This window comes from Microbacterium timonense (assembly GCF_900292075.1).
Lineage (GTDB): Bacteria > Actinomycetota > Actinomycetes > Actinomycetales > Microbacteriaceae > Microbacterium > Microbacterium timonense.
Genome location: NZ_OLMV01000001.1, coordinates 1,033,181 through 1,053,345, shown reverse-complemented (window position 1 = coordinate 1,053,345; position 20,165 = coordinate 1,033,181). Strand labels below are relative to the sequence as shown.

Here is a 20,165-nt window from a genome sequence, read left to right as displayed (position 1 = left end):
CGGCCGTATGCCGGGGCGCGAGTACGTGGCGGGCGGAGCCGCGACGTCGCATTCCGGCACTTTCATGATGCATCCGCGCGGCCCATGACGCACATCCTGCATCCGTGGCGCGACGTCGCTAGCCTGGACCGGTGACCGAAGACGCGCGCTACCTGTCCCGTGGGGGAGACCTCCACCGTCCGTACACCGCGGCCGCGGATCGCTACGACGCGGCCGCCTTCCGCCGCGTCGGCGGGTCGGGGCTGACGCTGCCGCCGGTCTCGCTGGGCCTGTGGTGGAACTTCGGCGACAACATCCCGTTCGACGACCAGCGCGCGCTGCTGCGGCACGCGTTCGATCGCGGCATCACGCACTTCGATCTCGCGAACAACTACGGCCCGCCCTACGGCAGCGCCGAGACGAACTTCGGCCGCATGATGCGCGAGGACTTCGCCCCGTACCGGGACGAGCTCATCATCTCGTCCAAGGCCGGATACGACATGTGGCACGGCCCCTACGGCAACGGGGGGTCGCGCAAGTACCTCATCGCCAGCGCGGAGCAGTCGCTGCGGCGGATGAACATCGAGTACGTCGACATCTTCTACTCGCATCGCGTCGACCCCGACGTCCCGATCGAGGAGACGGTCGGGGCGCTGGACACCCTGGTGCGCCAGGGCAAGGCGCTCTACGTCGGCATCTCGTCGTACAGCGCCGAACGCACGGCGGTCGCGGCATCCGTCGCACGCTCCCTCGGGACGCCGCTGGTCATCCACCAGCCCGCCTACTCGATCCTCAACCGCTGGATCGAAGACGGTCTGACCGGGGTGCTCCGCCAGGAGGGGATGGGGGCGATCGCGTTCACGCCGCTCGCGCAGGGGCTCCTCACCGACAAGTACCTGGGCGGGGGACCCGCTCAGCGTGCGCAGAAGCGGGCATCGCTGCCGAACGACCAGCTGTCGGAGAACGGCCTGGCGACGCTGCGAGGGCTCGACGTCATCGCGAAGGAGCGCGGGCAGACGCTGGCGCAGATGGCGATCCAGTGGGTGCTGCGCGACCCCGTCGTCGCCTCCGCCCTGATCGGCGCGTCGCGGCCCGAGCAGCTCGACGAGAACCTCAAGGCGCTGGACGGACCGGGGTTCACGACGGAGGAGCAGGAGCGCATCGACGCCCTCTCGGACGGCATCGACGTCGACCTCTGGGCGGAATCGGCGAACCGGTGAGCCAGGCCCTCGCCGCCGACGGCGTCCGCGTGCGGGCGCCGGGAAAGCTGAACCTCTTCTTCGAGGTCGGCGGCGTGCAGGACGACGGCTATCACGACGTCGCGTCGGCGTACCAGGCCGTCTCGCTCTACGAGGATGTCTGGGCCTCACCGTCCGACGAGTTCACCGTCGCCGTCTCGGGGACCGTCGATCTGTCGGGCGTCCCCGCCGACGACCGGAATCTCGCCATCCGGGCGGCGCGGCTGGTCGCCCAGCGCATCGGTCACACCGGCGGCGTGCACCTCGACATCGTCAAGCACGTGCCGGTCGCCGGTGGAATGGGAGGGGGATCCGCGGATGCCGCGGCCGCCCTGGTCGCCTGTGACGCGCTGTGGGGGGCCGAACTGGGTCCCGCAGAGCTGCACAAGCTGGCGGCACGCCTGGGCGCCGACGTCCCGTTCGCCCTCATGGGCGGAACGGCGGTCGGTACCGGTCGCGGAGATGAGCTCAGCCGCGCCCTGGCGAAGGGCCGCTTCGACTGGGTCGTGGTGCCGTCCGGGACGGGTCTGTCCACCCCCGAGGTGTACCGGCACCTGGACGAGCTCCGCGCCCGTCACGTCATCAACGCCGCCGGGCGTGCTCCGGCGGTCGACCCGACCGTGCTGCAGGCGCTGCGGGCGGGCGATCCGGTGGCGCTGGCCGAGCACACGCGCAACGATCTGCAGGTCGCGGCGCTGTCGCTGCGGCCGGATCTGCGCGAGATCCTGGAGCTGGGCGAGGAGTCGGGGGCCCTCACCGGGCTCGTGTCGGGGTCCGGCCCTACGCTGGCCTTCCTGACCGTCGACGCCGAGTCGGCGCTGGAGCTGCAGATCACCCTGTCGGCCGCCGGTTACGAGGCCCTGCACGTGCACGGCCCGGTGGCAGGAGCCCGCGTGGTGCCCTGAACCGCCGCCCGGGCACGAAGGTCACCGCGATCGGAACGAGTCGAGCCGCCTGTTCCGGCGGCGGAGAGGAACACGATGAACACGCTCGATGCCACCCTCACGGAGGCCGCCGAGGCCGACCGCGCCGCGTTCCGCGCCGGGCCCGTCGACGAGCAATCGCGTTCGCGGCTCGCCGCGAACGGTCTGGACTACCGCCGTGTCTCGGTCGATGGTGACGACTACCCCGGTTGGCTGCAGTCGGTCGCTCGAGGGTTCCAGGACGGCGAGCGTTCGGCGGAGCAGATCGCGGCCTCCCGGGAACGATCCGGCTATCGCCGGCTCACCGGGGTGTACGACCCGCAGGCGCCGGTCGCCGATGCTCCGGTCGCGACCATCGCGTCGTGGCTGAGCGAGCTCACCGTGCCTGGGGACGCGACCGTCCCCTCGTGCGCGATCTCGGCGGTCACGGTCGCCCCGACGCACCGCCGTCGCGGTGTCGCGCGCGCCATGCTCGAGGGTGAACTGCGGGCGGCGCACGCGGCCGGTGCGCCGATGGCGATGCTCACCGTCAGCGAATCCCCGCTGTACGGACGCTATGGCTTCGCCCCGGCCGCCGCCGCGGCGTCCTGGCGCATCGAGACCAAGCGGGCGACGTGGATCGGTCCGCGCCCCGACGGCCGGGTCGACTTCATCCCGCGGGAGCGCGTACGTGAGGTCATGCCCGCCGTTCACGAGCGGGTGCGTCGGTCCGCGCCCGGCGAGATCCAGGTGCCCGGCAGCCACTGGGACGGGTTCGCCGGCACCAACCCCGCGGCGGAGAAGACGACCGAGAAGCGCGCGGTGCAGTACACCGATACGGCCGGCGAGGTTCGTGGCGCCGCGGTGTACGCCGTGCGCGAGCACGACGAGGACTTCACCAAAGGCACCGTGACCGTGCACTATCTCGTGGCCGAGACCCGCGACGCCTATGCGGCGCTGTGGCGATTCCTCCTCGAGCTGGACCTGGTGGCCGAGGTGCGAGCGGGCGAACTGTCGGTCGACGAGCCGCTGCTGTGGATGATCGCCGACCAGCGCGCGGCGAAGGTCACGGTGAGCGACCACCAGTACGTGCGGGTGCTCGACGTGCCGGCTGCGCTCGAGTCCCGTCGCTTCGGCGCCGCGGGTCGCCTGCTCCTGGACGTCTCCGACCCGATCGGCATCGCGGGCGGGCGCTACCTTCTCGAGGCCGACGCGTCGGGCACCGGCCGCGTCCGCGCGCTCGGCGACGGAGAGTCGGCAGATGCCGACGCCGAGGTCGCGCTCGGGATCGCCGAGCTGTCGGCGGTGTATCTCGGCGGCGTGTCGCCGGCCACGCTCGCGGCGGCCGGACGCCTCACAGCCACCGACGAGGCGGCCGCGACGCGTGTGCTGTCGTGGCACATCGCCCCGCGGCTGAGCATCTGGTACTGACGCTTCGGGAACATCCGCACCGGCGCTGTCGTTGGCCCCCGGTGGACCGACGACAGGAGTGACATGAAGGCAGTGCTGGGCGACGTGGTGATCGCGGAGGCCGACGAGGCGGATCTCGTGCGCATCGAAGGCAACTGGTACTGGCCGCCGGTGGCGGTCGCGGACGGCGCACTCGTCGAGAGCCCCACCCCGTACACCTGCGCGTGGAAGGGCAATGCACAGTACTTCAGCGTCCGTGCCGGCGAGGACGAGCACCACGACCACGCGTGGTCGTACCCGACTCCGCACGCCACCGCGATCGAGCGGGTGGGTCGCGACTTCTCCGGCTACATCGCCTTCGACCGGCGCGTGCAGATCACGCGCTGACGGATCCCCGGGACGCGGCGGGCCTGCGACCTCCCGCCGCTCGCCTAGCCTTGAGGGGACATGGCACATCTTCTGGGGGCCGAAGCCCTTCACCTGGAGTTCCCGACGAAGGTCGTCTTCGACCGCGTCTCGCTCGGCATCGACGAGGGGGACCGCATCGGCGTCGTCGGCCGCAACGGCGACGGCAAGTCGAGCCTGCTGGCGATGCTCGCCGGCCGGCTCGAGCCCGACAGCGGCCGCGTCACGGTGCGCGGCGGGGTGCGGGTCGGAGTGCTCGACCAGGCCGACACGCTCGATGACGCGCTGACGATCCGCGAGGCGGTGGTCGGGGACCGCCCTGAGCACGAATGGGCGGGTGACGCGCGGACGCGTGAGGTCATCGCCGGTCTGCTCGGCGACCTCGCGTGGGACGGGGCGATCGCGGGGCTGTCCGGCGGGCAGCGACGCCGGGTCTCGCTGGCGGCCCTCCTGGTCGGGGATCACGACGTCCTCTTCCTGGACGAGCCGACCAACCACCTCGACGTGGAGGCGATCGCGTGGCTGGCCGATCACGTCAAGCGGCGCTGGCCCGCGAACCAGGGGGGTCTGCTCGTCGTGACCCACGACCGCTGGTTCCTCGACGAGGTGTGCACGACGACGTGGGAGGTGCACGACCGGATCGTCGAGCCGTTCGAGGGCGGGTACGCCGCGTACATCCTGCAGCGCGTCGAACGCGACCGTCAGGCCGCGGTGATCGAGCAGCGGCGGCAGAACCTGGCCCGCAAGGAACTGGCATGGCTGCGCCGCGGCGCGCCGGCGCGCACGTCGAAGCCGAAGTTCCGCATCGACGCGGCGAACGTGCTCATCGCCGACGTCCCCGAGATCCGCAACGCCACGGAGCTTCGCTCGCTGGCCGTGTCGCGGCTGGGGAAAGACGTGGTGGACCTGCTGGATGCCGCCGTGTCGTACCCCGACGCCGCGACGGGCACGCCGCGCGAGGTGCTGCACCCGGTCGAGTGGCGTATCGCGCCCGGTGAGCGCACCGGCATCCTCGGCGTGAACGGCGCCGGCAAGTCGACCCTGCTCGGGCTCGTCTCCGGCGACGTCGAGCCCACGTCGGGCCGCGTCAAGCGCGGCAAGACGGTGAAGGTCGCCACTCTCACGCAGCGTCTCGACGAGCTGGAGGAGCACCTCGACGACCCGGTGCGCGTGGTGATCTCGCGCCTGCGGACGACCTACACGTTCGGCACGGGCGCGAAGGCCCAGGAGCTGACGCCGGGCCAGCTGCTCGAGCGCATGGGGTTCCAGAGCGCCCAGCTCTCCACGCCCGTCAAAGACCTCTCCGGCGGCCAGAAGCGGCGGCTGCAGCTGCTGCTGATCCTGCTCGAGCAGCCGAACGTGCTGATCCTCGACGAGCCGACGAACGATCTCGACACCGACATGCTGGCGGCGATCGAGGACCTGCTGGACTCGTGGCCCGGCACGCTGCTCGTGGTCTCGCACGACCGGTACTTCATCGAACGCGTCACCGATCAGCAGTACGCGATCCTCGGCGGTCACCTGCGGCACCTGCCCGGCGGCGTCGACGAGTATCTGCGCCTTCGAGCCCGGTCGGTGAGCGAGCGGAGCGCGACGAGACGAGCCGGAGAGGCGGATGCCTCGGCCGCAGCATCGGCGTCCCTCCAGGCTCCCGCGCTCTCGGGACAGGAGCTGCGGGCCGCCCAGAAGGAGGTGTCGTCGCTCGAACGGCGGCTGGAGAAGCTCGAGAAGCAGATCGACGCCGCACGGGCAGCGCTCGCCGACCACGACCAGTCCGACTATGTCGGCCTCGGCGCGGAGATGGCGCGCATCGGGGAGCTCGAGAAGGAGCGCGACGGCGTCGAGGAGCGCTGGTTCGAGCTCACCGAGCAGATCGGCTGAGCCCGCCGGCGGCTCAGCCGGCGCTGTCGAAACCGAGACTGAGCTTGCGCAGCAGCGCGGCCAGACGATCGCGATCGGACCGCGACAGCGTCTCGAGCAGCAGCGCCTCGGCGTCGACGAGACGCGTGATCGCGGCATCCACCCGGATCCTGCCCTCGTCGGTCAGGGTGACCAGCACACTGCGGCCGTCGTCGGGGTCGGCCTCCCGGCGCACGAGCCGGCGTCCGACCAGCCGATCTATGCGGTTCGTCATGGTGCCGCTGGAGACGAGCGTCTGCTGCAGCAGCTGCTTGGGGCTGAGCTGAAACGGCTCACCCGCGCGGCGGAGCGCCGACAGCACGTCCCACTCCCAGGGCTCCAACTCGCTGCGGCGGAACGCGTCGCGACGCGCGCGATCGAGATGTCGCGACAGACGGTCGACACGCGACAGCACGCCGAGGGGGGAGAAGTCCAGATCGGGGCGCTGCGTCGTCCACGCCTCGACGATGCGGTCCACCTCGTCGCTCTGCGCCGTCATGCCCCCATTATCGCGGGGCGGGCGACAGCGCCCGGTCTGGCAGACTTGACGGGCGGCATCCGGCCCCGGATCGCCGTGGTCCGCCGTGGTGTAATGGCAGCACGACAGCCTTTGGAGCTGTGAGGTCCAGGTTCGAGTCCTGGCGGCGGAGCATGACCGACACCACCCGCGATCCCGCACTGGCCGTCATCGTCCTTGCGGCCGGCCAGGGCACGCGCATGAAGTCCTCACTGCCCAAGGTGCTCCACCGCATCGGCGGTCGCCCCCTGGTGGGCCACGTGCTCCATTCGGCGCGCGCGCTCGCACCGGAGCGCGTGGTCGTGGTCGTGCGCCATGAGCGCGACCTCGTCGCCGAGACGGTGCTCGACACCGCACCCGAAGTCGTCGTGGTCGACCAGGACGAGACGCCCGGCACGGGCCGCGCCGTCGAAGTCGCCCTCGACGCGCTCACGGACTTCGACGGCGACGTGCTGGTGCTGAGCGCCGACGTGCCGCTGCTGGATGCCGACACGCTGGGCGCGCTGGTGCGCACGCACCGCGACGCCGCGGTAGCCGCCACCGTCCTCAGCGCCGCAGTCGACGACGCGACCGGCTACGGCCGGGTCATCCGCGACGCCGACGGCTGGGTGGCGCGCATCGTCGAGCAGAAGGACGCCACCGCGGCTGAGGCATCCGTCACCGAGATCAACGCCGGGGTGTACGTCTTCCGGGCGCAGACGCTGCGTGCGCAGCTCGCCCTCGTGGGCACCGCCAACGCCCAAGGCGAGAAGTACCTGACCGACGTGGTGGCGCTGCTGCGCGGCGCCGGTGAGGCCGTGGCCGCGCAGGCGGCACCGGATGCCGCCGCCGCACTCGGCGTGAACGACCGCGTCCAGTTGGCGGAAGCGGCGCGGGTGCTGAATGCGCGCATCGTCCGCCACTGGCAGCTGGAGGGCGTGACCATCCTCGACCCGGCGACGACGTGGATCGACGCCGACGCGACGCTCGCCCCCGATGTCACGGTGCTGCCGGGCACCCACATCCTGCGCTCCACCGCCGTCGGGCAGGGTGCCACCATCGGACCCGACACGAGCCTCGTGGACTGCGAGGTGGGCGAGGGCGCCACCGTGACCCGGACCGACGCGACCCTCGCCGTGATCGGCGCCGGTGCGACCGTCGGCCCGTTCGCGTACCTGCGGCCGGGGACGTATCTCGGCGACAAGGGCAAGATCGGGACGTTCGTCGAGACGAAGAACTCGACGATCGGCGCCCGCAGCAAGGTCCCGCACCTCTCCTACATCGGCGACACCACCATCGGCACCGGTGTCAACCTCGGCGCCGGAGCGATCACCGCCAACTACGACGACCTCACCAAGCACCGCACCGAGATCGGCGACGAGGTGCACACCGGGTCGCACAACGTCTTCGTGGCGCCCGTTAGGATCGGAGACGGCGCGAAGACCGGGGCCGGGGCGGTCATCCGCAAGGATGTGCCCCCTGGTGCCCTCGCTCTCAGCGTCGCCCCTCAGCGCAACGTCGAGGGGTGGGTCGAGAAGAACAGGCCGGGAACGGGTGCGGCGGATGTCGCCGTGCGGGCCCGCAGCGCACAGAAGGCGGACGATGGGGCGCAAGAAGAAGACCGTTGAGCTCGACCGGGCGAACGACATCGCCCCGGGCCTGGTGGCCAAGACGAAGAAGCGCCTCGTCGTGGCACGCGGCAGTTCCCACCCCGAGCTCGCGGCGCAGGTCGCCGAGCAGCTGAGCACCGAGCTCGTCCCGACCGAGTACCGCACCTTCGCGTCGGGCGAGATCCTCACCCGGTTCGAGGTGTCGATCCGCGGCTGCGACTTGTTCCTCATCCAGAGCTTCGGCCCTCCGGTCAACGAGTGGATGATGGAGACCCTCATCATGCTCGACGCGGCCAAGCGCGCCTCGGCCAAGCGCATCACCGTCGTCGCGCCGTACTTCCCGTACTCGCGGCAGGACAAGAAGGGCCGCGGCCGCGAGCCCATCAGCGCGCGGCTGGTCGCCGACCTGTTCCGCACCGCAGGCGCCGACCGCGTGATGAGCGTCGACCTCCACGCGGCGCAGATCCAGGGCTTCTTCGACGGGCCGGTCGATCACCTCTTCGCCAAGCCGGTGCTCCTGGAGTACTTCGAGAACACGCTGAGCGACGAGGACCGTGCCCGGCTGACCGTCGTCTCGCCCGACACCGGCCGCGTCCGCGTCGCCGACCAATGGTCGGACAGTCTGGGCGCGCCGCTGGCGATCATCCACAAGCGTCGCGACCCGAACGTCGCCAACCAGGTGACGGTGAACGAGATCGTGGGCGCCGTCGACGGGCGGGTGTGCCTTCTCGTGGACGACATGATCGACACCGGGGGCACGATCGTGAAGGCGGCCGAGGCGCTCAAGGCCAACGGCGCGGTCAAGGTGATCGTCGCGGCCACCCACGCGATCTTCAGCGATCCGGCCGCGCAGCGCCTGCAGAGCCCCGCCATCGACGAAGTCGTGGTGACCGACACGGTGCCGATCCCTGACGAGAAGCGGTTCGCGACCCTTACCATTCTTCCTATCGCGCCGCTGCTCGCGCGCGCGATCCACGAAGTGTTCGAGGACGGATCCGTCACCAGCATGTTCGACGGGGCCGCCTGACGCCGACACCGGGGCGGGACCGGCTCCGGCGGGGCGTCGAGGGACGGAGCATCCATGAGGCAGCCGCTGACCGAAGCCCGCCTGACCGTCGCGCGCCCGTGGGCGCTTCCCGCCGATGAGGTGCTCGCCCATCTGGGGGCTGACGCAGCCGGTCTGAGCGCCGACGACGCGGCGGCCCGGCGCGAGATCGCCGGGCCCAACCGTCTGCCGGAGCCGGCGCGCAGACCAGCGCTCCTGCGCTTCCTCGCGCATTTCAACGACACCCTCATCTACATCCTCCTGGGCGCTGCCGTGATCAAGGCGCTGATGGGCGACTGGCTGGACTTCTGGGTCATCATGGTGGTCGCCGTCATCAACGCGGTCATCGGCTACATCCAGGAAGGACGCGCCGAGAAGGCGCTCGCGGGCATCCGCGGGATGCTGTCGGCCGACGCCAGCGCTCGCCGCGACGGCGGCTGGGTCACGGTGCCGGCCGCGGACCTGGTGCCCGGAGACGTCGTACGCCTCATGCCCGGTGACAAGGTGCCCGCCGACCTCCGGCTGCTGCAGGCGTTCCAGCTGCGCATCGACGAAGCCGCCCTCACGGGGGAGTCGGTGCCGTCGTCGAAGCGGGTGGAGCCCGTCGCCGAAGAGTCCGGGGTCGGCGACCGCGGGTCGATGGCCTTCTCGGGCACCATCGTCAGCGCCGGGCAGGGACGCGGTGTCGTCACGGCCACCGGTGCGACGACAGAGATCGGGCGGATCCAGAGCCTCGCCGACGAGGCGGGCGGGCTCGCGACCCCGCTCACGCGACAGCTCGACAGCTTCGGGCGCGTCCTGACCGTCGTGATCCTCGCGATGGCGGCGATCATGATGCTGATCGGCCGCTTCCTGCACGGGATGCCGTTCTCCGAGCTGATCTCGGCGGCCATCGGGTTCGCCGTCGCCGCCATTCCCGAGGGACTGCCGGCGCTCGTGACGATCACGCTGGCGATCGGCGTGCAGCAGATGGCCGGGCACAACGCGATCACGCGAAAGCTGCCCGCGGTCGAGGCGCTCGGGTCGGTGACGACGGTGTGCTCGGACAAGACGGGAACCCTCACCAAGAACGAGATGACGGTGCGCCATATCGTGACCCCTCTCGCGGACTACGACGTCACCGGGCTCGGGTACGTCCCCGAGGGCCGGATCGTCCCGGTCGGGGCGGGCGCGGAGCGTGGCGCCGGCGTCGCGGCCGGCACCGGCGAGACCGCGCCGCCGTCTGATCTCGCGGCGATCCTCGCCATCGCGACCTTGTGCAACGACGCGCACATCGTCCGGACCGACGACGGCGCGTGGAACCTCGTCGGAGAGCCGACGGAGGGTGCTCTGAAGGTCGCCGCCATGAAGGGCGCAGCCGCCGACGCCGCGGGGCGCCGCGTGGCAGTCCTCCCGTTCGACTCGGCGAACAAGCTCATGGCGACCCTCAACGAGGCCCCGCGCTCGGGCGGTGAGCCCGGCGAGGTGTCGCGCGCGATCCTCGTGAAGGGCGCCCCCGACCGGCTGCTGGAGCGCTCGCTCACGCAGCGCGGTGCGGACGGCGCCGAGCCGCTCGATGTGGCGCGCTGGGAGGCGGCGGTGGCCCGACTGAGCGCACAGGGTCTGCGGGTGCTCGCCGCGGCGCGCAAGCCCGTGCGTCCCACCGTGGACGAGCTCACGCTGGAGGATCTGGTCGACCTGGAGTTCATCGGCCTGTGGGGCATCGTCGACCCCCCGCGCCCGGAGGCGATCGAGGCGATCGCCGACTGCCACGCCGCCGGCATCCGGGTGAAGATGATCACCGGCGATCACGCGGGGACGGCTCTGGCGATCGCCGGTGAGATGGGACTGGCCGGGCCCGACGCCGACGTGCTCACCGGCGCGGAACTCGAAGCGCTCAGCCAGGAGCAGCTGCGTGAGGTCGTCCGGGACGTCGATGTCTACGCGCGCACCAGCCCGGAGCACAAGATCCGCATCGTCCGGGCGCTGCAGTCCCACGGCGAGGTCGTCGCGATGACCGGTGACGGCGTGAACGACGCGCCCGCGCTCACCCGCGCCGACGTCGGGATCGCGATGGGCATCAAGGGCACCGAAGCGACCAAAGAGGCCGCCGAGTTCGTGCTCGCCGACGACAACTTCGCGACGATCCGCAGCGCCATCGCGGAGGGACGCCGCATCTACGACAACCTCCGCAAGTCGATCGTGTTCCTGCTGCCGACCAACGGCGCCCAGTCGCTCGTGATCCTGGTGGCCGTGGTCTTCGGCCTGGCGCTTCCCCTGACGAGCGTGCAGGTGCTGTGGGTCAACATGGTGACCGCGGTGACGCTGTCGCTCGCGCTCGCGTACGAGCCGGCAGAGCGCGGGATCATGCGACGCGCCCCGCGTCCCAGCGGCGGCCCCATCATCGACCGCGGCGAGCTCGGTTTCATCATCGTGGTCTCACTGCTCATCGGCGGCGCGGCGATGGCGGTGTTCTACGGCGTCAGGGCGGCCGGAGCCGATCTCGAGGTCGCTCGCACCGAGGCGGTGCTCATGCTGGCGTTCGGGCAGCTCGCCTACCTCTTCAACTGCCGGTTCCTCGGCCGCTCGAGCCTCACGCTGGACGTGCTCCGCGGCAACCGCGTGGTGTGGTGGTCGGCGCTGGCGCTGGTGGTGCTGCAGCTGATCTTCACGTACGTCCCGTTCATGAACGTGCTGTTCGAGTCGCGGCCGCTGGCCGCGGCATCCTGGATCGTCCCCGTGGCGGCGTCGATCGCGATCTTCCTGGCCGTCGAGGTGCTGAAGGCTCTGCGACGGCCGCGGAACGCGCCGGAGGTCCTCAAAGGGGGTTCATAGGAGCGGCTGGGAGGATGCCGGTGGGCGCGGTTCGCGTCGCCGCCCGTGAGACTCCACCGAGCCAGGAGGACCGTCATGATCCGCACCGCTCTCACCTCCCGAACCGTGCGCACGGGCGCCGCGTTGACAGCCGCCGCCGGCATCGCACTGCTGGCCGGGTGTGCGCCCGCCACCTCCGAGGCGGAGAAGCCCGCCGGCTCGGGGTCGTCGGGTGCCGGCGGTGGAGACTCCGGCGCGGGCGGCGGCTCGTACGCAGACGGCACGTACACCGCTGAGGGCTCGTACAGCACTCCCGAGTCGGTCGAGACCATCAGCGTGACCGTCACGCTGGCCGATGACGTGGTCACCGCGGTCGAGGTGAGCGGCGATCCGCAGCGCCGGGAGTCGCAGCAGTACCAGGGCCAGTTCATCGGTGGCATCGCGGACGTCGTCGTCGGCAAGGACCTCGACGATCTGCAGGTCAGCCGCGTCGCCGGCTCGTCACTGACCAGCGCCGGATTCAACGAGGCCATCCAGACCATCAGAGCCGAAGCGGCTCAGTAGTCGTGGGCGAGGCGCCGGCGTCGTGGCGCTTCGACGCCATCGGCACGACGTGGGAGATCGTCACGGCTGCTCCTCTTCCGGCGCCCGTGCGGGCACAGGTCATGTCGCGTATCGACGTCTTCGACCGCACGTGGTCGCGCTTCCGCAGCGACTCGACGGTGACCGCCCTCGCCCTTGACGGCGGCGCAGTGCCGTTGCCGCCGGATGCCGTCGACATGCTGGACGCGTTCGCCGCGCTGTCGGAGGCGACCGGGGGAGCGGTGAACCCGCTGGTGGGGGCATCCCTCGAGGCCCGCGGCTACGATCACGACTACTCGCTGCGCGATCGCGGGGCCCGCCCGGCGCCGGCGGACTGGCGGCGCCTCCTGACGTGGGACGGCGTGCTCGCCTCCGAGCGGTCGTGGACGATCGACGTCGGGGCTCTCGGCAAGGGCCGACTGGTCGACATCGTGCTCGCGCTCGTCGTCGCCGCCACCTCCGGCGACACGGTCGTCGACGCCGGCGGCGACCTGGCGGTCCGGGGGAGGCCGCAGCGCATCGGGCTGGAGCATCCGTTCGATCCCCGTCGCGCCATCGGCGTGTGGGAGATCGAGGATGCCGCGCTGTGCGCGTCGGCCGTCAACCGACGCGTCTGGCTGTCGGCGACCGGCTCCCCGCTGCATCACGTGCTCGACGCGCGGACCGGACAGCCTGTTCAGGTCATCGCCGCCACCTGGGCTGTCGCGCCCGACGTCATGACGGCCGACGCCGTCGCGACCGCGCTGTTCTTCGACGGCGGCGCCCGCCTCGCCCACGAGTGGGGTGTGGAGTGGGTACGCATGGCCACGGACGGTCGCGTGGAATGGTCTCCGGGATGCCGTGCCGAGCTGTTCGTGCCGGCCGATCACCGCGCCCCGGGCCGCGGCGCGTTCCCGACCGAATAGCCTGGAACGGTGACCGAACCCCTCCCCGGACACGTCGTCGCAGTCGCCCGCGACGACGCGCATCGCTTCAGCAAGCCGACGCGCGAGAGCATCACCCTGATCGCGGGGATCGGCGTGGAAGGCGACGCCCACGCCGGCACCACCGTTCAGCATCGCTCCCGCGTCCGCCGCGACCCCACCACGCCGAACCTCCGCCAGGTGCATCTGATCCATGCCGAGCTGTTCGACGAGATGTCCCGCCGCGGTCATGACGTGCGGCCGGGAGGGCTCGGCGAGAACATCACGACCGCCGGCATCGATCTGCTCGGCCTGTCGCGCGGCACGCGGCTCGCCCTCGGCAGCGACGCCGTGGTCGAGATCACCGGCCTGCGCAACCCCTGTACGCAGATCAACGGCCTCTCGGAGGGGCTCATGAAGGAGCTCGTCCACCTCGACGACGCGGGCCGGACGGTGCGTCTGGCCGGCGTCATGTCGGTCGTGCTCGAGGGCGGCACCGTCCGCCCGGGAGACGACATCCGCGTCATCCCGGCCGCCGGTCCGCACGAGCCGCTGCAGCCGGTGTGACGTGATGGGATCGCTCACCGCCGCCTGGAACCGCGTCTTCGCGGTGCTCGGCCGCGTCTCGATGTACCGCCTCGTGTACCTCGCACTCGCGGCGCTGGCCGTCATCGCCTTCCTGCTGTCGCTCATCGACCTGGCGCTGCCGGTCGATCAGCAGCTGGTCGGGCCCGACCCGCTGCAGCTCATCATCACGCTCGCCGTGCTGTCCGCGGTCTGCGTGGGGGTGGATGCTGCGGCTCAGCGGGTGCTCGGCCTGCCGTGGCGTCTGGAGTCCTCACTCATCACCGCCCACATCCTGTTGTTCGTGCTGCGCCCGACGGTGGAACCGGCGGGCATCCTCGGAATCGCCATCGCGGCGGCGGTCGCCTCCCTCTCGAAGTACGTACTGGCCTGGCGCGGCCGCCACATCTTCAACCCGGCCGCGGTCGGCGCCACCGTGCTGACGCTGCTGAGCCTGCTGTGGCCGGACCTCGGCTGGTCGTCGTGGTGGGTCGGCACTCCGGCCCTGGCCGCCCCCGTCATCCTGCTGGGACTCGTGGTCCTGGTGCGCACCGAGAAACTGCGCGTGGTCGCCGTGTTCCTCGTGTTCGCCGTCGCGATCGGTGTCTTCCGCACGGCCGCGCAGTATCAGGCGCTCGGGATCGACATGGACATGCAGGACGTGCTGTGGCCTCTGCTGTGGTCGTCGCCGTACCTCTTCCTGGGGGCGTTCATGCTGTCCGAGCCGCTGACCCTGCCGCCCCGTCGCTGGCAGCAGCTCTCGGTCGCCGCCGTCGTCGGCGTGCTCGCGGGGTGGCCCATCCCGGTGGGAGACATCACGCTGGGGCAGGAGCGTGCCCTGCTCATCGGCAACCTCATCGCGTTCGCGTTCGCCGTCCGCACCGCGGTACGGCTCACGCTCGTCTCGCGCACCCAGCCGACGCCCACCGTGCAGGAGCTCACCTTCCGCGTGCACGACCGGCTGGCGTTCCTGCCGGGGCAGTACCTCGAACTGGAGGTGCCGCACCGTCACCCCGACGCCCGCGGCACGCGGCGGGAGTTCAGCATCGCCTCGGCGCCCGAGGACCTGCCCCTGCTGAAGGTGGCGTTCAAGGAGAGCGACAGTGCGAAGCCACTCAGCTCGTTCAAGAAGGCGCTCGCGCAGGTGCAGCCCGGCGATGCGCTCGGGATCACCGGCGTCTGGGGTGACTTCCTGCTGCCCAAACGCGATGCCGCTCCCATTCTGATGGTGGCCGCCGGCATCGGCGTGACGCCCTTCGTCTCGCAGCTGCGTCACGTGCGGGCGGCCGGGCTGGACCGTGACATCGTGCTCGTCTACGTGGCGTCGGACTCCTCGGAGCTGGCATATCGCGATGAGATCGAGGCATCCGGCGCGGACGTCGTGGTCTTCACCCGCGACCGTCCCGCCGATCTTCCCGCGCACTGGCAGTGGGCACGCGGCGTGCGTCTGGACGCCGACGGCCTGCTGCGGGTGGTGCCCGACATCGGCGCCCGGCACGCGTACATCTCGGGCCCCGCGGCGCTCATCGCCGACCTCGCGCCGGCCCTGGAGCGGGCCCGCTCTATCACGACCGACGCCTTCAGCGGCTACTGAGCCTCCACCGCGGCATCCGCCCCGGTGGGAGCCGGGTCGAGAGGCCGTGCGGGAAGGCGGACCTCGAAGGTCGTATCGCCTGGCGTGCTGCGCACCTGGATGCTGCCGCCGTGCGCGTCGACGATGGCCCGGGCGATCGACAGGCCCAGGCCGGTGCCCCCGGTCTGGCGTGCGCGCGAGCGGTCGGCGCGCGAGAAGCGCTCGAAGAGCTCGTCCTTGATGGAGGGGTCGACGCCGGGTCCGTCGTCGTGCACGGTCAGGACCGCGTCAGATCCATCGCGGGCCACACGGACGGTCACCGTGGTGCCGGCGGGCGTGTGCGTGCGGGCGTTGGCGAGCAGATTGGCGGCGACCTGGTGCAGGCGGCCGGCGTCGCCCGCGATGAGCACGGGCTCGTCGCCCACCTCGAGCACCCACTCGTGATCGGTGCTGGTCGGCCGGGCGTCGCCGACGGCGTCGATCGCGAGGCGCGTGAGGTCGACGGTGCCGTAGACGAGCTCCTGGCCCTCGTCCAGGCGGGCCAGCAGCAGCAGATCCTCCACGAGAGAGGTCATCCGCAGGGACTGTGCCTGGATGCGCTCCAATGACGCCTCCGTGGTCTGGATCGTCGCATCCTCCGGTCCGCGCTCCTGTCGAGGGGAGCGGCTCAGCGCCCTCAGCGAGAGCTCGGAGTAACCGCGGATGGAGGCCAGCGGCGTTCGCAGCTCGTGGCTCGCGTCGGCGACGAACGCCCGCATCCGCTCCTCGTTGCGCTGCCGGGCAGCGAGCGACTCGTCGACGTGGTCCAGGAGGGTGTTGAGCGCCTCGCCGACCCGGCCCACCTCGGTCCGCGGGTCGGCTTCGCGGGCGGGCACGCGTTCGGCGATCGACACTTCGCCCTGGTCCAGGCGCTGGGCCGACACCCGGCCCGCGGTGTCGGCCACGGCGCGCAGGGGTGCCAGGCCTCTGCGGATGGTCCACGCGGTCGCGAGAGACAGCAGGATCAGGCCGCCGGCCGTGAGCAGTCCGATGGTGGTGAGCATGTGGGTGATCGTCGCTGCGACGTCGTCGCGTGAGAGCCCGACGACCACGATCGAGGACGGGTTGATCCGCTGGCCTTCGACACGGAACGTGCCCACTCCGTCGACGCTGACGACGAGCGGGCCGTCGGTCGGAACGCTGTCGATCAGTTGGTCGATCTGATCCTCGGTAAGGGCGACGACGGATCCCTCGTCATCGACGTACGCCGCGGTCGGGTTGGCCGGCGCAGTCTCGATGACCAGGAGCGACCCCGGAGGCAGCGGCTGCTCCGTGAGGATCTGGTCGGCGCTGAGGCCGGCGATCACGTACCCCTGCACCGAGTTCGCGGTGCGCGTGGCCTGGGACCTCAAGTCGCGCGCGAGCCCGTCTTCGAGGACCGTGCCGAGGATGGCGCTGGTGGCGACAGCGACCAGGACGATGATGAACGACGTGATCCCCACGACGGTGACGATGAGCTTGCGCTGCAGGGTCCACGGCGCCCGGTGCGGGAGGCGCGCGCCGCGATCGGGTGGGGCTGCCGACCCGGCCGCCGTGGCTGGGGTCACTGCGGCGCCTTGATCATGTAGCCGACGCCGCGCACGGTGTGGATGAGCGGCTCCCGCCCGGCGTCGATCTTCTTGCGGAGATACGAGATGTACAGCTCCACGACACTCGAGCGTCCGCCGAAGTCGTAGTTCCACACGCGGTCGAGGATCTGCGCCTTCGAGACGACCCGGCGCTGGTTGCGCATGAGGTAGCGCAGCAGCTCGAACTCGGTGGCGGTGAGGTCGATCTCCTCTCCCGCCCGGACCACCTCGTGACTGTCCTCGTTGAGTGTGAGATCCCCGACTCGCAGGATCGGTTCGGCGCCCGCAGCATGGGCGGTGCCCGCACGGCGCATGAGGCCCCGCAGTCGCGCCACCACCTCTTCGAGGCTGAACGGCTTCGTGACGTAGTCGTCGCCGCCCGCCGTGAGGCCGGCGACCCGGTCGGTCACGGCATCCTTCGCCGTGAGGAAGAGCACCGGCACGTCATCGCCCGCCTGGCGCAGTCGCTGCAGCACGGCCATGCCGTCGAGGTCGGGCATCATGATGTCCAGCACCATGGCGTCGGGCTCGAACTCGCGCGCGGACTGCAGCGCCTCGAAACCCGACCCCGCGGTGCGGACTTCCCAGCCCTCCATGCGCAGCGCCATCGACAGCAGATCGGTGAGCATCTGCTCGTCGTCGACGACGAGGACGCGCAGATTCGTGCCGTCGGGACGCAGGAGGGTGGGTGCGGGGGCGCTCATGACTCCATTGTGGGGGCGCGTCTATGTGGTTCCTATGGAGCCGGCTATGCGCTGGCTGTGAAACCTGGCACGCCGGCGCCGACGCGCGAGGCGGCCGGTTCATAACGCCCTCATAGGTGGCGCTGACCAAGCGCATCGCCGTGATCCCTAGCGTGCTGCCGTGGCGCGCGACGGGCGCCCGGAAGGAGACCGATGTACATGACCTACCTGCGGCGGGAGTTGGCCGGCCGCAAGAAGCAGACGATCATCGTGGCGGCGGGCCTGGCGATCGCGATCGCGCTCGTGATGATCGTGAACTCGCTGGCCGCGGGCGTGCGCAATGCGCAGGCCGAGGCGCTGGAATCCGTGTACGGCGTCGGAACCGACCTCACGGTCAGCGGCGCGACGGCGGAGCCGGGCGCGGGACCCGTGCAGCGCTTCGACTTCGGCGAGGACGGCGGCGAGACGTCTGAGGACGGATCGACGGAGCTCAGCCAATCGCGTCTGGTGACACAGCCCCTGCGCGCGACGCTCGATGCCGGCGTGCTGGACACGGTGACCGCCGTCGACGGCGTGGAGGCGGCTTCGGCTGCGCTCAGCCTCACGAACATGACGTTCACGGGCGAGCTGCCGGCGCGCCCGGAGGACTCGGGCGGGGACGTCACGATGGCCCCTCCGCAGGAGGGCAGCGGCGACGCCGGATTCGCCGGCGGTTCGTTCGGCGTGGACTCCTTCACCGTGCTCGGCATCGATCCGTCCGCCGACGCCGTCGGCCCGCTGTCCGCCGTCGAGATCACCCACGGTCGGGGCCTGGAGGCGGACGACGCGGGGCAGGACGTCGTGGTGCTCGATGCCGCATACGCATCGACCGCAGAGCTCGAGGTGGGCGACAGCATGGACATCGGCGGGCAGGACTTCGAGGTCGTCGGCATCGTGGCGTCGACCTCGGACGAGATCGACACGGCGTCGAATGCGTACATCCCGCTGGACGTCGCCCAGGAGCTCTCGGGTGCGGGCGAGGTGATCTCGACGGTATACGTGCAGGCGCAGTCCTCCGACGACATCCCCGCGGTGCAGGCGGCGCTGCAGGAGGCCCTGCCCGACGCCGCCGTCAGCTCGCAGTCCGACCTCGCCTCGACCGTGTCCGGGTCGCTCGCCGGGGCGTCGTCGCTCATCGCGGGCCTGGGCACGTGGCTGTCGGTGATCGTGCTGGCGGTGGCGCTGGTGCTCGCGGTGCTGTTCACCACGTCGGGCGTCTCTCGACGCACGCGCGAGTTCGGCACGCTCAAGGCGATCGGATGGTCCAACGGCCGCGTGGTGGGGCAGGTCGCGGGGGAGTCCCTGGTCCAAGGCCTCATCGGGGGTGCCGCCGGTCTGGTGATCGGATTCGCCGGCATCCTCGCGATCGACATCCTCGCGCCCACGATCTCCACCGCGACGACGGGTGGGTCCGGACCCGACGCCGGTCCGTCGGTCGGCGGACCGATGCGCGGCGCCCTGGGGGACGCGGTCATGCAGCAGTCCGGCGGCGACATCGTGCTTCATGCGCCGGTAACCGTGTGGGTGGTGGTCGCGGCCGTCGCGATCGCGGTGCTCGGCGGCCTCGTCGCCGGTGCGTTCGGCGGCTGGCGCGCGGCGCGGCTGAGCCCGGCCGAGGCGCTGCGGTCGGTGGGGTGAGGCATCCGATGTCCGATCAGACCCGCACCACCGCCACCGAACAATCCACCGCCACGACGGGAGAGAACCTCATGACCATGATCGACACCGAACCGTTGCCGGATCGGGATGCCGTACCTGCCGCGCTCTACCGGCTGCAGGGCGTCACACGCACCTACACGCAGAAGGGGCGCGTCGTGAAGGCGCTCGCCGGCGTCGACCTCACCATCGACGCCGGAGAGTTCGTCACCATCCAGGGACCGACGGGAGGAGGGAAGTCGACGCTGCTGCAGCTCCTGGGTGCCCTCGACCGACCGAGCACCGGGGCCGTGCACCTCGGCGACATCGACCTTGCGCGCGCGGGCAACCGCGAACTCGGCCGGATCCGTGCGCACGAGATCGGCTTCGTCTTCCAGGGGTTCAACCTCATCCCCACGCTCACCGCGCACGAGAACGTCGACATGGCCCTCGAGCCCCTCGGCCTCGGTGCGGCGGAGCGCCGCGCGCGCGTCGGGGAGGCGCTGGCGCGCGTCGGGCTCGCCGAGAGGGCGGACCACCGGCCGGGTGAGCTGTCCGGCGGTCAGCAGCAGCGCGTCGCGATCGCGCGGGCGATCGTGAAGCGCCCGCGCGTCCTGCTGGCGGACGAGCCGACCGGGAACCTCGACGAGAGCATGCGCGACGAGATCCTCGCCGTGCTGCAGGCACTGGGAGAGGAGGGGCTCACGCTCATCGTGGTGACGCACGACTCGGCGGTCGCGCGGCGCGCTCGACGCCGGCTCCGGCTCGACAAGGGCACGGGGCGCGACATCACGCGCTGACGG

General features: G+C 71.2%; 17 protein-coding genes and 1 tRNA gene. 15 read left to right on the top strand and 3 right to left on the bottom strand.

The window, feature by feature from the left end:
- The first annotated feature begins 131 nt into the window (after positions 1-131).
- The 5 genes from C9992_RS05060 (at position 132) to C9992_RS05040 (ending at position 5,815) form a co-directional block, all read left to right on the top strand.
- The gene (locus C9992_RS05060; RefSeq protein ID WP_106814417.1) at positions 132-1,199 is read left to right on the top strand and encodes an aldo/keto reductase; all 1,068 of its coding nucleotides are present in this window, start codon (positions 132-134) and stop codon (positions 1,197-1,199) included.
- Positions 1,196-2,122, top strand: coding sequence for a 4-(cytidine 5'-diphospho)-2-C-methyl-D-erythritol kinase (locus C9992_RS05055; RefSeq protein WP_106814416.1), 927 nt, complete (start codon positions 1,196-1,198; stop codon positions 2,120-2,122). Before C9992_RS05060 ends, C9992_RS05055 begins: the two co-directional genes overlap by 4 nt.
- A gap of 75 nt (positions 2,123-2,197) precedes the next feature.
- Complete coding sequence (locus tag C9992_RS05050) at positions 2,198-3,550, top strand: GNAT family N-acetyltransferase (protein WP_106814415.1); 1,353 nt, start codon at positions 2,198-2,200, stop codon at positions 3,548-3,550.
- Between the two features lie 63 nt (positions 3,551-3,613).
- Positions 3,614-3,916: a DUF427 domain-containing protein gene (locus tag C9992_RS05045; RefSeq protein WP_106814414.1), complete on the top strand. Its 303-nt coding sequence runs from the start codon at positions 3,614-3,616 to the stop codon at positions 3,914-3,916.
- 60 nt (positions 3,917-3,976) lie between these two features.
- The gene (locus C9992_RS05040; protein WP_106814413.1) at positions 3,977-5,815 is read left to right on the top strand and encodes an ABC-F family ATP-binding cassette domain-containing protein; all 1,839 of its coding nucleotides are present in this window, start codon (positions 3,977-3,979) and stop codon (positions 5,813-5,815) included.
- 13 nt (positions 5,816-5,828) lie between these two features.
- Here C9992_RS05040 and C9992_RS05035 read toward each other — a convergent pair whose 3' ends face one another.
- Positions 5,829-6,332 carry a MarR family winged helix-turn-helix transcriptional regulator gene (locus tag C9992_RS05035; protein ID WP_106814412.1) on the bottom strand — a complete coding sequence of 168 codons (504 nt, stop codon included), beginning with the start codon at positions 6,330-6,332 and terminating at the stop codon, positions 5,829-5,831.
- A 79-nt stretch (positions 6,333-6,411) separates the two neighbouring features.
- Between C9992_RS05035 and C9992_RS05030 the strand changes: the two genes are divergently transcribed.
- The 8 genes from C9992_RS05030 to C9992_RS04995 all read left to right on the top strand — a co-directional run bounded on the left by C9992_RS05030 (position 6,412) and on the right by C9992_RS04995 (position 15,419).
- Positions 6,412-6,483: transfer RNA gene (locus C9992_RS05030), tRNA-Gln, on the top strand.
- A gap of 1 nt (position 6,484) precedes the next feature.
- Entirely contained in the window at positions 6,485-7,957 is a 1,473-nt protein-coding gene (gene glmU / locus C9992_RS05025; RefSeq protein WP_106814411.1) for a bifunctional UDP-N-acetylglucosamine diphosphorylase/glucosamine-1-phosphate N-acetyltransferase GlmU, read from the top strand.
- Entirely contained in the window at positions 7,932-8,966 is a 1,035-nt protein-coding gene (locus C9992_RS05020) for a ribose-phosphate diphosphokinase (protein ID WP_106814410.1), read from the top strand. The genes glmU and C9992_RS05020 overlap by 26 nt, the downstream gene beginning before the upstream one ends.
- Positions 8,967-9,020: 54 nt before the next feature.
- A complete protein-coding gene (locus C9992_RS05015) occupies positions 9,021-11,798 on the top strand; it encodes a cation-translocating P-type ATPase (protein WP_106814409.1) in 2,778 nt (925 codons plus the stop codon).
- 75 nt (positions 11,799-11,873) lie between these two features.
- Entirely contained in the window at positions 11,874-12,341 is a 468-nt protein-coding gene (locus C9992_RS05010) for an FMN-binding protein (protein ID WP_106814408.1), read from the top strand.
- Between the two features lie 2 nt (positions 12,342-12,343).
- Positions 12,344-13,264: an FAD:protein FMN transferase gene (locus C9992_RS05005; RefSeq protein WP_106814407.1), complete on the top strand. Its 921-nt coding sequence runs from the start codon at positions 12,344-12,346 to the stop codon at positions 13,262-13,264.
- Positions 13,265-13,273: 9 nt separating this feature from the next.
- Positions 13,274-13,828, top strand: coding sequence for an MOSC domain-containing protein (locus C9992_RS05000; protein ID WP_106814406.1), 555 nt, complete (start codon positions 13,274-13,276; stop codon positions 13,826-13,828).
- A 4-nt stretch (positions 13,829-13,832) separates the two neighbouring features.
- The gene (locus tag C9992_RS04995) at positions 13,833-15,419 is read left to right on the top strand and encodes an FAD-dependent oxidoreductase (RefSeq protein WP_106814661.1); all 1,587 of its coding nucleotides are present in this window, start codon (positions 13,833-13,835) and stop codon (positions 15,417-15,419) included.
- On the opposite strand, the gene C9992_RS04990 is transcribed toward C9992_RS04995, so the two are convergent.
- Together C9992_RS04990 and C9992_RS04985 are read right to left on the bottom strand one after the other, a co-directional pair.
- A complete protein-coding gene (locus C9992_RS04990; RefSeq protein ID WP_106814405.1) occupies positions 15,413-16,984 on the bottom strand; it encodes a sensor histidine kinase in 1,572 nt (523 codons plus the stop codon). The genes C9992_RS04995 and C9992_RS04990 overlap by 7 nt on opposite strands.
- Positions 16,981-17,709: a response regulator transcription factor gene (locus C9992_RS04985; protein WP_106814404.1), complete on the bottom strand. Its 729-nt coding sequence runs from the start codon at positions 17,707-17,709 to the stop codon at positions 16,981-16,983. Before C9992_RS04985 ends, C9992_RS04990 begins: the two co-directional genes overlap by 4 nt.
- A 192-nt stretch (positions 17,710-17,901) precedes the next feature.
- On the opposite strand from C9992_RS04985, the gene C9992_RS04980 reads away from it, so the two are divergent.
- Together C9992_RS04980 and C9992_RS04975 are read left to right on the top strand one after the other, a co-directional pair.
- Positions 17,902-19,365: an ABC transporter permease gene (locus tag C9992_RS04980; protein ID WP_106814403.1), complete on the top strand. Its 1,464-nt coding sequence runs from the start codon at positions 17,902-17,904 to the stop codon at positions 19,363-19,365.
- Positions 19,366-19,436: 71 nt separating this feature from the next.
- Positions 19,437-20,162 (top strand): ABC transporter ATP-binding protein, encoded by a 726-nt coding sequence (locus tag C9992_RS04975; protein WP_106814660.1) that lies wholly within the window; start codon positions 19,437-19,439, stop codon positions 20,160-20,162.
- The last annotated feature ends 3 nt before the right edge of the window (positions 20,163-20,165 follow it).